At 70.6% G+C, this 10,006-nt stretch carries 14 protein-coding genes; 9 read left to right on the forward strand and 5 right to left on the reverse strand.

Features of this window, described 5'->3' with window-relative positions; all coding sequences use genetic code 11:
• From PKH97_RS09335 to PKH97_RS09345, 3 genes are all read left to right on the forward strand, one after another.
• Positions 1 to 423 (forward strand): NTP transferase domain-containing protein (locus tag PKH97_RS09335; RefSeq protein WP_324387133.1); only part of this gene is annotated, 423 nt, incomplete at its 5' end.
• 143 nt (positions 424 to 566) lie between these two features.
• Positions 567 to 905, forward strand: coding sequence for a hypothetical protein (locus PKH97_RS09340; RefSeq protein ID WP_324387134.1), 339 nt, complete (start codon positions 567 to 569; stop codon positions 903 to 905).
• Between the two features lie 18 nt (positions 906 to 923).
• Positions 924 to 1,076, forward strand: coding sequence for a hypothetical protein (locus PKH97_RS09345; protein WP_324387135.1), 153 nt, complete (start codon positions 924 to 926; stop codon positions 1,074 to 1,076).
• Between the two features lie 255 nt (positions 1,077 to 1,331).
• Here PKH97_RS09345 and fdhD read toward each other — a convergent pair whose 3' ends face one another.
• Positions 1,332 to 2,180, reverse strand: a complete 849-nt coding sequence (gene fdhD / locus PKH97_RS09350; RefSeq protein ID WP_324387136.1) for a formate dehydrogenase accessory sulfurtransferase FdhD — start codon at positions 2,178 to 2,180, stop codon at positions 1,332 to 1,334.
• A gap of 27 nt (positions 2,181 to 2,207) precedes the next feature.
• Positions 2,208 to 2,522: a DUF2516 family protein gene (locus PKH97_RS09355; RefSeq protein WP_324387137.1), complete on the reverse strand. Its 315-nt coding sequence runs from the start codon at positions 2,520 to 2,522 to the stop codon at positions 2,208 to 2,210.
• A gap of 224 nt (positions 2,523 to 2,746) precedes the next feature.
• Here PKH97_RS09355 and PKH97_RS09360 point away from each other — a divergent pair, with 224 nt between their 5' ends.
• The 4 genes from PKH97_RS09360 to dtd all read left to right on the forward strand — a co-directional run bounded on the left by PKH97_RS09360 (position 2,747) and on the right by dtd (position 5,648).
• Positions 2,747 to 3,205, forward strand: coding sequence for a helix-turn-helix transcriptional regulator (locus PKH97_RS09360; RefSeq protein WP_324387138.1), 459 nt, complete (start codon positions 2,747 to 2,749; stop codon positions 3,203 to 3,205).
• A 39-nt stretch (positions 3,206 to 3,244) separates the two neighbouring features.
• Positions 3,245 to 3,946, forward strand: a complete 702-nt coding sequence (locus PKH97_RS09365) for a hypothetical protein (protein WP_324387139.1) — start codon at positions 3,245 to 3,247, stop codon at positions 3,944 to 3,946.
• Between the two features lie 102 nt (positions 3,947 to 4,048).
• Positions 4,049 to 5,017 (forward strand): asparaginase, encoded by a 969-nt coding sequence (locus tag PKH97_RS09370; RefSeq protein WP_324387140.1) that lies wholly within the window; start codon positions 4,049 to 4,051, stop codon positions 5,015 to 5,017.
• Between the two features lie 196 nt (positions 5,018 to 5,213).
• Positions 5,214 to 5,648, forward strand: coding sequence for a D-aminoacyl-tRNA deacylase (gene dtd, locus PKH97_RS09375; RefSeq protein ID WP_324387141.1), 435 nt, complete (start codon positions 5,214 to 5,216; stop codon positions 5,646 to 5,648).
• Between the two features lie 158 nt (positions 5,649 to 5,806).
• On the opposite strand, the gene PKH97_RS09380 is transcribed toward dtd, so the two are convergent.
• On the reverse strand, positions 5,807 to 6,631 hold the full coding sequence (locus PKH97_RS09380; protein ID WP_324387142.1) for a 3-keto-5-aminohexanoate cleavage protein: 825 nt from the start codon (positions 6,629 to 6,631) through the stop codon (positions 5,807 to 5,809).
• 99 nt (positions 6,632 to 6,730) lie between these two features.
• Positions 6,731 to 7,753 (reverse strand): folate-binding protein, encoded by a 1,023-nt coding sequence (locus PKH97_RS09385; RefSeq protein ID WP_324387143.1) that lies wholly within the window; start codon positions 7,751 to 7,753, stop codon positions 6,731 to 6,733.
• A gap of 63 nt (positions 7,754 to 7,816) precedes the next feature.
• Between PKH97_RS09385 and PKH97_RS09390 the strand changes: the two genes are divergently transcribed.
• Complete coding sequence (locus tag PKH97_RS09390) at positions 7,817 to 8,833, forward strand: LCP family protein (RefSeq protein WP_324387144.1); 1,017 nt, start codon at positions 7,817 to 7,819, stop codon at positions 8,831 to 8,833.
• Here the strand turns inward: PKH97_RS09390 and PKH97_RS09395 are convergent, their stop codons facing one another.
• Complete coding sequence (locus tag PKH97_RS09395) at positions 8,834 to 9,322, reverse strand: FABP family protein (RefSeq protein ID WP_324387145.1); 489 nt, start codon at positions 9,320 to 9,322, stop codon at positions 8,834 to 8,836.
• A gap of 23 nt (positions 9,323 to 9,345) precedes the next feature.
• Here PKH97_RS09395 and PKH97_RS09400 point away from each other — a divergent pair, with 23 nt between their 5' ends.
• Entirely contained in the window at positions 9,346 to 9,708 is a 363-nt protein-coding gene (locus tag PKH97_RS09400) for a DsrE family protein (RefSeq protein WP_324387146.1), read from the forward strand.
• The last annotated feature ends 298 nt before the right edge of the window (positions 9,709 to 10,006 follow it).

Below are 10,006 nucleotides of genomic sequence, written 5' to 3' on the forward strand. Positions count from 1 at the left end.
GCCGCCAAGTCGGGCGCAGCGGGAGCCGCCAAGTCGAGCGCGGCGGATCCAGGACCGGCCCAGGCCGGCGCGTCGGGCTTGAGCGCGACACTGAGGGCGGCGACATACCGGCGCATCGCGTTGCTCGCCGGTGACCAGCCGCAGCTGACCGCCGACGCGCTGGGCGCGCTCCATAGAGGGCTGGATACCACTGGGGTCGATGCCGCCGTGCTCGCCGATGCGACCGGCCAGTGGCAGTACCTCTGCGCCCTGTGGGACGCCGAGTCTCTCCGCACCGCACTGATGCATGCCGGGTCGTCCATGCGCTCTCTCTATGCGGCCGTCCGTGTGAGCACCGTCCCCGACACCTGGGGGGCGAGCCGCGATATCGACACTCCCGCGGATCTGCAGCGCGCGCGCGACGATCTCGGCCGCGGGGCGTAACGCACAATGGCCACCATGGCGTGGCTGCGCAAGGACCCTCCCGGGCCAGCATCGACGGGCGCTCCCCGCGACCGCGCCCTGGCAGCTCTCGCCGCGCCTCTCGCTCCGCTCGTCGAGCCGATGACCGTGGTCCGATCGGGCGGATGGGCGGCGCCGCTCGGCGACGGGTTCACGGCGCTCCTGACCTGACCGCGCTCAAATGCCGCTCCTACGACCTGACGTATGCCGTGTGCTGCGCCTGGGTGCCCGTCGCCACCGGCTCCGCCCGCTGGCCCCGGACGCTAAAACAGGCCCAGCGGCACCTGTGGGTGGACCACTTCACGATCGACGCACCCGAGCGGCCCCCGATCATCACCATCGACGGCGATCGCGTCCTGCGCCGAACTGCCGAACGCACCGCGCGCCACGTGCTCGCCAACGCCCCCGCCTGGTGGGCGACAGTGTCGACCCCCACGGGTGTCCTCGCCGATGCCCAACGCTAGGCGCGGATCGGCGTCGACGTGCACGATCCGCCGGCCCGCGTGGTCGCGTCCTACACCCTTGCCCGCCTGGGCCGGCCCGAAGAGGCGCGGGCTGCGCTGGCCGAGGCCGTGCTGCCGCCGGACCGCGCGCAACACCTCGCCCGACTCGACGACCTACTCGCCCAACAATGACCGCCGGCCGCACGTTCCCCGCTGGGTCGTCGTCAGGCTGATCGCGTCAGATGCCGTGGCTTCGAGCGCCGAAGCGGGCGCGCGCAGAGCGTGGGACCCTCGCTCCTTCGGCCCACGCACAGCGTGAGACCCAGCTCCCCTACTTCGCGGGGACCCCTGTCCGTCCGTGGTTTCGTCCCACGGCCCAGCAGGTGAGTCGAAGCGGGCGCGCGACCGCCCGCCTCGGCACGACCAACTCAGGCGTAACCGGCCGGCTCAGTCGCGCAGGCGCCCGGCACCGGCATACACATTGAGGCCGTCGTCACGCGCGAAGGCGATGAGGGTCATACCGAGCGAGTCGGCGGCCGCGACCGCGAGCGAGGACGGCGCCGACACGGCGATCACGACCGGGATGCCGGCCATCGCCGCCTTCTGAACGATCTCGTAGGACGCCCGCGAACTGACCGCGAGCACCCCGCCGAGCGGCGGCTCGCGACCCGCGCGGACGACCGCGCCGATCGCCTTATCGACGGCGTTGTGCCGGCCGATGTCCTCGGCGTGGGCGCGCAGTTCACCGCCGGCCTCGAAGACCGCGGCCGCGTGGGCACCGCCCGTGCTTCGGAAAACTCCCTGTCCCGCACCGAGTTTCGCGACGTATGCCGGCACATCAGCAGCCGCGAGCGTCACCGGAAGCCCGGCCAGGGACTGCGGAAGCTTGGCCGTGAGGGCCTCAATGCTCGCGCTCCCGCAGACACCGCAGGCGCTCGTCGTCGGGGCGATTCGTCCGGCTGCCAGCAGCCGTGCCCGGTCCGCCCGTGCCAGGTCGACCTCGAGGACGTTGTAGGTGTTCTGGGCCGTGCCGTCGGGCCCATCGCTGACCGAACCGGCGCAATAGCGTGCCCCGGCGATATCGGATGCGGAGCGGATGACTCCCTCGGCCACCAGGTAGCCGTGGATCAGGTCGATGTCGGCCCCCGGCGTGCGCATGGTCACGGTGAGAACTTCGCCGTCGACGCGGATCTCCAGGGGCTCCTCGACCACGACGGTGTCCGGCCGCGAGGCCGGCGGTGCCGACGCGGCATACCGGAGCTTGACGACAGGGACGCGGGTGGTCACCCGGCCCATGGCAACCCCGCGACCGTCATCGGGTGATCACCAGGGGCCGTAGGGACCGATCGAGCCGCGGCGACCGGTGACCTGGTCGAGCGCCGGGCGCACGTCCGCAAGATAGACCGCACCGGCCACGACGGCCAGCAGGCCGAAGATCGACAGCGGGCTGAAAATCACCACGAAGCCCACCGCAGCCGCCACGGCGAGCACGATCGACCAGAACTGCTTGGTGCGCTTGCTGGCGGCGACGAAGGCGTCGGGGCGCCGACGCAGACAGTCGACAAGCGCGTAGACCTCGACTCCGAAGGCCCCCACCCCGAGGATCAGCAGCACCCACGTCTGAACGGCGAAAAACATGAGCACAGCCTAAACGCGCGGCCTGTGCGCCGGCTGTGCCTGCGCGAAAACCCACGCCGACCTGGAGCGATCCCGCGTCCCAGGCACCGCATGGACACGCGCGGCCACTGGCAACATTCTCGCGGCTCCCCCGGGCTCCCAGCGCCGGCCGGCGACGGCACGTGGCCCAGATCACGCATACGTCAGTTTGCATTTTGCTAACTGCAGCAAGCACAATAGATGACATGAACCGCAACCCGCTCGGCGACCTGGGCCAAGGCCTCGGTGACTACCTGCGTGAGCAGCGTCAAGCCGCGCGGCTGTCGGTCCGCCAGCTCTCGGAGCTCGCCGGCGTCTCCAACCCCTACCTTTCGCAAATCGAACGGGGCCTGAAGAAGCCGAGCGCCGAGATCCTCAACCAGCTGGCCAAGGGTCTGCAGGTGTCGGCGGAGTCGCTGTATGTGAAGGCGGGCCTGCTCGACCAGCAGGACGCCGACGCGCCGGCCGGACCGGACACCCGGTCGGTCATCAAGGCCGACGTGCGGTTGACCAGTCGCCAGAAGTCCACCCTGCTGGACATCTACGACAGCTTCGTCGGCCACTCGGCCGCGGCCCCGGCCGAGCAGCCGACGAAGCCCTCCCCGATCCGCAAGACCACCACGACCACGACTGCCGACCCCGCGCCGGCGGCCGGAACCAACTGACCGGCTGACGCCGGCATACGTCGAAGAAGGAGAGCCACCATGGCCACCACCAAGAAGAGCACCAGCAAGAAGTTCGACCTGCAGCGTGTTGCCGCCGAGGCGACCACCCCGGTCTACGCCTACATCGGCGCCACCGACCTGGCGATCGAGAAGGTCCGCGAGGCGGGCATGAAGGCCGGCGAGTCCGCCAAGACCCGCCCCGACGTGACCGCGCTGCTCGCCGACGTCCAGGAGGCCGCGGCCAAGTTCGTCGCCCAGGCCCAGGAAGCCGTCACCGAGGCGCCGACCCGCGCTCGCGAGCTGGCCGAGAGCCTGCAGGAGTCCTACGAGGACCTCGCCACCCGCGGCGAGAAGCTCGTCGACCGCATCCGCAACCAGAAGGCCACCAAGGACCTCGTCGACCAGGCCAAGTCCACCGTCGCGATGACCGAGGGTGTCGTCACCACCGCCAAGAAGGCCGTCGCCGATGTCGAGGCGTCCGCCAAGGCCACCCTGACGACCGGCCGCAAGGAGGCCGTCAAGCTCGCCGAGTCCATGACCGCGGACGCCGTCGAGACCGCCGCGGAGGCCAAGGAAGCTGCGAAGCGCACCCGCACGGCCGCCAAGCGGGCCACCACGACCACCAAGAACCGCGCCGCCACCACCAAGTCCGCCACCAAGTCGGCCAGCACCAGCGCGCGCAAGACCGCGACCGCAACCCGCAAGGCCGCCGCGGCCGCTGCCGAGAAGGTCGGCGACTGATCTGACGATGACTTCGCGTGAGCGAAGCTGATCGGCCCTGACGCGATGGGGCCCGGAGGAGTTCTCCCCGGGCCCCATTTGCATGCCCTAATGTCGGTGGGCGTGAGTGCCCTGCCCCCCGTCCTGACCGAAGCTCCCGTCCTGGCGCGCGTCGTGCGCGGCGGTTTCACCGAGTCGGTGCACCGCGCGTCCGTATGCGTGCTCGCTCCCGACGGGAGCGTCGAGCTCGCTCTCGGCGACATCACCAGCCCGATCTTTCCGCGCTCGAGCAACAAGCCGATGCAGGCCCTCGCGATGGTCCGAGCGGGCCTGGATCTGCCCGATCACCTGCTGGCTCTCGGGTGCGCGAGCCACTCCGGGCTCCCCTACCACCTCCAGGGCGTGGACGAGATCCTCGCCGGGGTCGGCCTGACCCGGGCCGACCTGCAGAACACCCCCGACTATCCGGTCGATCCGGTCGAGCACGACCGCGTGATCGCGGCCGGGCTGGCAAAGAGTTCGGCGATGCAGAACTGCTCGGGCAAGCACGCGGCCATGCTCGCCACCTGCCACGCGAACGGCTGGCCGACGGCGACCTATCTCCAGATGTCCCACCCCCTCCAGAGTGCGATCGCCGCGACGATGGCGGACCTCTGCGCCGAACCAGTGGCTGCCATCGCGGTCGACGGGTGCGGGGCGCCGGTGATGGCGGTCAGCCTGACCGGGCTGGCACGCGCCTTCGGCGCCCTCGCGGCCGCCGATGCGACAACGCCGGAGGGCCGGGTCGCGCACGCGATGCGGGCCTTCCCGCAGTATGTCGGCGGTGAGGGCCGCGACGTCACCGCCTTGATGCTCGGTACTCCCGGTGCGATCGCCAAGGATGGCGCCGAAGCCGTGTATGCCGTTGGCCTGGCCGACGGACGTGGCATCGCCTTGAAGGTCGCCGACGGTGGGCAACGGGCGCGCCCGGTGATCTTGGCGGAACTCCTGGCGCGCCTGGGCGTCGAGACGAACGCGGATGCCGAACTGCGGGACGCCCCGGTGCTCGGCCACGGCGTGCCCGTGGGCGCGGTCGAGGCCGTCCCCTGGTGAGCGCGTCGCGACCGCCTCAGCCTTTCCGCCCGATGCCCAACCCCTCGTTCGCACGGGAAGTGTTCGCGTGCGAACGAGGGGTTTGTTGCATCGGGGGGAAGAGCTGTGATCAACCTGGACCGGGGGCGGGGACGGATGGGAGCCGGGGCGTGAGGGCGGTCGTCCAGCGGGTCAGATCGGCGTCGGGGGCGGGGGCGTGAGGGCGGTCGTCCAGCGGGTCACTTCGGCGTCGGTGGTGGTGGCCGGTGAATCGGTTGCGCAGTTCGAAGCGCCCGGCCTGCTGGTGCTCGCCGGCGTCACCCACGGCGACGGGCCGGCCGAGGTGGCCTGGCTGGCGCGCAAGATCGCCGAGTTGCGGATCATGGCGGGCGAGCGTTCGGCCGCCGAGCTCGGCGCGCCCGTCATCGTCGTCAGCCAGTTCACCCTGTATGCCGACACCCGCAAAGGCCGGCGGCCGTCGTGGAACGCCGCGGCCCCCGGGCCGGTGGCGGAGCCGTTGGTGGCGGCACTCGCGGAGTCGCTCACGGCATACGGGCTCGAGGTGCAGACCGGCGTGTTCGGCGCGGACATGGCCGTGCACCTCGTCAACGACGGGCCGGTGACGATCCTGGTGGATACCGCTACCCGCTGACCGTGGCACTCAGGCACCGGGGCAACAAGGCTGAACCGGCCTTTCGACGGGGCTCAACCGGCCCCTCGACGGGGCTGAACCGGCCCCTCGACGGGGCTGAACCGGCCCCTCGACGGGGCTGAACCGGCCTTTCGACGGGGATTGGCGCGGGGTGGAAGTCAGCGGCGCTTGATGCCCAGGAACTCCCGGGCGTCGGCCGTCGACATCGGGGGGCGCTGGAGTTCGGTGGCCAGGCGGGCCGCCCGCTCGACCAGCTCGGCGTTCGAGGCGACCTGACGGCCCCGGGCATAGACGATGTTGTCCTCCATGCCGACCCGCAGGTGCCCGCCGGCGGCGAGTGCGGTGGCCAGCACGGGCAGGTGGGCACGGCCGATGCCGGTGGCGGACCAGCTCGTGACCGCCGGCGGCAAGATCGCGACTCCCGCCAGCACCGCGGCCGGCGTCCCGGGCATCCCCCCGGGCACGCCGGTCACGAAGTCGACGTGCACCTTGCCCCCGTAGGGCAAACCGTGCGCGTCGATCAGACGGGCCAGGGAGGCGACGTGGCCGAGGTCGAAGAGTTCGAACTCCGGCACAATCTCGCGCTCCAGGGCCTGGACATAGAGGTCGCTCATGAAACCCCAGGGGTTCAAGAAGACGTCGTCGCCGAAGTTCGTCGTCCCGCACGTCAGCGAGCACGAGTCGGGCTCGGCATCCAGCACTGTCAGCCGCGTCTCGAGCGGGTCGTGCACAGATCCGCCGGTCGAGAGCTGGACGATCAGGTCGGTCTCGGCCCGGATCGCCTCCACGGAAGCCTTGAGCAGCCCGGGATCGAGGGTCGGCCGATGATCGGCATCGCGGATGTGCAGGTGGATCATCGCCGCCCCGGCAGCCTCGCACGAGCGCGCCGTGTCGACCAGCTCTGCCAGCGTGGTCGGCAGTTGCGGCACATCGGCCTTGGCGAGTTCGGCGCCGGTGGGCGCCACGGTGATCAGCGTGCTCATACGCCCATCATGCCGCGCACCGCGCGGGCCGCTGCAGCCGCAGGCAGCTCGAACGTATGCTCGCCCGCGTCCGGCCCATCCGCTGCTCTTCGCAACCCCTCAGGGCGCGACGACGACCGTCTGCGCCGCGCTCACCGAGTCGCTCGCGAGCACCGCATCGACCGGGGTATTGCGCTTGACCAGCGCCAACGCGATCGGCCCGTCCTCGTAGTGCCGCGCCACGCTCGTCAGGTGGCCGACCTGGCGCCCGTCCAGTGTCAGGGCTGCTCCGCGCGCCGGGAGCGTATGCCCAGACCCGTCCAGGTGCAGGAAGACCAGCCGTCGCGGCGGCCGGCCGAGGTTGTGGACGCGGGCGATTGTCTCTTGCCCGCGGTAGCACCCCTTGTGCAGGTGGACGGCCGTGCGCAGCCAATCGACCTCGTGCGCGATGGTGCGGTGATCGGTCTCGTAGCCGACGCGCGGCCGCCACGCCGCCACCCGGAGCGACTCGGACGCCCACCGACCGGCGAGCGGCCGCTCCCCCACCGCAGCCACGAGGTCGCCTCGCGGCACGATCAACTCTCGCCACGCGCGCCCGTGCGCGGGATGCTCCACCGGCCCGTATGCCGCGGTGTCACCGACCAGGTCGGGCCACGGATCGCGCCACGCGGCCACCCCGGCCGGATCCCCGGGCGCGTATTCGCGACCGATGGGCTCACCGAGCACGGCATACGCCTCGGTGACCAGCGCCACCTCGACGCGCAGCAGGAAACGCATCCGCTCCAGCCACTCCACGAGAGCGGCACCCGTGCCGGGCTCGACGGTGATCCACGTCGTGGTGCCGTCATCGACCAGGTGCAGATCGTGCTCGACATGCCCCTTGGGCGAGAGAACGAGCGACTCGCGCGATGCCCACGGCGCGAGACCCTGCACATCCTGGGTGGTCATCGAGTGCAGCCACGTCAGGCGGTCCGGCCCGGTCACGGTCACGACATCGCGATCCGAGAGGTCGACCACGCCCAGGCCCTCGGTCAGCAGCCGCTGCTCGCGCATCGGGTCGCCATAATGCGCGGCAACCCCGGCTTCGGCGCCGTCGCTCGCGACGGCACCGGGGCGCTGGAGGAGGGGGGAAGCGGGCGTCATACGGACATTGTCCCAGGCCGCGACGGGCGAACGAGCGACGATCCCCGCACGTACACTGAGCCGGTGCACGAGGACTTCACCGACGTCGATGAGGCCCCGCGCCCGGTTGACCGGCCCCGCCGACGCGGCCGGCGCGTGCTGGCCATCCTGCTGGGGCTGGCCTTCCTCGCCGTGGCCGGCATGGGCGGCTTCGCCCTCTTCCTCAACAGCAGGATCGGCGACATCAAGACCGACACCAGCCTGCTGCCCAAGCTCGACGACACCGGCGACACCCCGACCGACTCCAGCGGCGAGCCGCTCGTGACCGACGCCGGCGAGAACTACCTCGTGGTGGGCTCCGACGCGCGGCCCGGGGACACCTTCAGTCGCAGCGATGTCATGGTGCTCGCGCACGTCACCGAGAAGAAGGACAAGGTCTATCTCATCCATTTCCCGCGTGACCTCTATGTGAGCATCCCCGGCCACGGCAAGGACAAACTCAACGCGGCGTTCGCCTTCGGCGGCGCAGCGCTGCTCGCCCAGACCATGCAGGATCTGATCGGCGTCAAGATCGACCACGCCGCCAAGATCGACTTCCAGGGCTTCATGGCCATGACCGATGCCGTCGGCGGGGTCTCGGTCTATGCCGAGGAGGCCAGCGACGAGGGCACCTTCCAGGTGCACGTCGGCTACAACGACCTCAACGGCGCCCAGGCCCTCGCCTTCGTCCGCGAGCGCCACCAGCTCAAAGAGGGCGACATCGGTCGCGGGCGACGCCAAATGGCCTTCATCAAGGCCCTCATGGTCAAGACGCTCACTCCGGGCGTGCTCCTGAACCCGGTGAAACTGACGAAGTTCATGAATGCCGTCACCGACAATGTCGTGGTCGACGAGACCTTGACGCCGAAGTTCATGCGGTCCGAGGCCCTGTCGCTGCGCAATCTGCGGGGCAACGACATCGTCTTCATCACCGCGCCCTTCAGCGGCTTCGGCACCGCGCCCAATGGCGGGGCGATCGACATCGTCGACGTCAAAGGCATGGAGCGGCTGCGGGTCGCCCTCCAGAACGACACCCTGGCCGGCTATCTCAAGGGCAAGTGATCAGACGCGCTTGAGCTCCGCGGAGACGTGGCTGGTCATCGGCGTGCCCACCGCGGCCATGTCCATCACCCACATCAAGTTGGAGTTGACCAGCCCGTAGAGCCGGGTGGCCGCGTTGTACTCCTTGGCCCGCGAACTGCGTAGCACCCCATCGGTTTGCAGGGTGATCCGCGCCGGCTCGACTGGCCCGTAGTAGAGCTCGATAATGCCGGTCGGGTGGGCGAGCAGCAGCTCGGCCTCGTCGCCCGCCATCCGCCAAAAGCCACTCTCGGTCGCCGCTTGCCGCTCGATGGTCCCGTCCTCGTTGAGCAGCCACGAGCGCGAGTTCCAGCGCAGGAAAGGGCGCCCGTCGTGCTCGACGACGATCTCCTGACCGAAATTGCGCGACTCCATCGTCGGATAACCGACGACACCCGCCCCCTCCCACCGGCCGAGCAGCCAGGCGAGCGGGGCGATGTCCGGGTGGATGCTGGCGTCGAGATCGAACATTCGCCGATCGTAGCCTTGCCCCTATGACCGCACGTCTCGTCGTCAAGCTCACCGCCGGGGCCGAAGCCCCCGAGCGCGCGAACCAGGCCCTCACCGTCGCCGCGACCGCACTGGCGAGCGGGGTCGAGGTCAGCCTGTGGCTGACCGGGGAGGCAGCTTGGCTGGCCGTGCCCGGCCGGGCGGCCGAGCTCGCCCTCCCGCACGCCGCGCCCGCCGCATACCTCGTCGACGCCATCCTCGCCGCGGGCACCGTGACCGTATGCGGCCAGTGCGCCGCCCGCCGCGACCTGACCGACGCGAACCTCCTCGCGGGTGTCACCGTCCGCGGAGCGGCCGCCTTCGTCGAGGAGATCCTGGCGCCTGAGGTCCAAGCCTTGGTCTATTAGACCGTCGAGTGGCCGGTTCAGCCTCGTCGAGTGGCCGGTTCAGCCTCGTCGAGTGGCCGGTTCAGCCTCGTCTTGGAGTGCACACTCCCACCGTCGAGTGCACACTGGTGGACTCGCTCCCCAACCGGGCGCAACCGGGCGATCAGCCCAACAACAGGCGGGCCATCGCATAAGTGACCAGGCCGGCGGCGAGCAGGCCGGCGGAGGCGGTGACGACGGCCATACCGGCTCGGCGACCACCGGGCAGATCGCGCACCGCCATCCGCGTCGCGGTCGCGACGAGCGAGGCGAGTTCCCC

The organism is Nostocoides sp. (assembly GCF_035343835.1).
GTDB classification, from domain to species: domain Bacteria; phylum Actinomycetota; class Actinomycetes; order Actinomycetales; family Dermatophilaceae; genus Nostocoides_A; species Nostocoides_A vanveenii.

Bases quoted from the DNA above. Each gene is read 5' to 3' on its own strand.
- PKH97_RS09355 (WP_324387137.1), bottom strand. From the start codon at position 2,522: ATGTTTTTCGCCGTTCAGACGTGGGTGCTGCTGATCCTCGGGGTGGGG.
- PKH97_RS09395 (WP_324387145.1), bottom strand. From the start codon at position 9,322: ATGTTCGATCTCGACGCCAGCATCCACCCGGACATCGCCCCGCTCGCC.
- fdhD (WP_324387136.1), bottom strand. From the start codon at position 2,180: ATGGGCCGGGTGACCACCCGCGTCCCTGTCGTCAAGCTCCGGTATGCC.
- PKH97_RS09400 (WP_324387146.1), top strand. From the start codon at position 9,346: ATGACCGCACGTCTCGTCGTCAAGCTCACCGCCGGGGCCGAAGCCCCC.
- PKH97_RS09380 (WP_324387142.1), bottom strand. From the start codon at position 6,631: ATGAGCACGCTGATCACCGTGGCGCCCACCGGCGCCGAACTCGCCAAG.
- PKH97_RS09340 (WP_324387134.1), top strand. From the start codon at position 567: ATGGGCGGCGCCGCTCGGCGACGGGTTCACGGCGCTCCTGACCTGACC.
- PKH97_RS09365 (WP_324387139.1), top strand. From the start codon at position 3,245: ATGGCCACCACCAAGAAGAGCACCAGCAAGAAGTTCGACCTGCAGCGT.
- PKH97_RS09360 (WP_324387138.1), top strand. From the start codon at position 2,747: ATGAACCGCAACCCGCTCGGCGACCTGGGCCAAGGCCTCGGTGACTAC.
- PKH97_RS09385 (WP_324387143.1), bottom strand. From the start codon at position 7,753: ATGACGCCCGCTTCCCCCCTCCTCCAGCGCCCCGGTGCCGTCGCGAGC.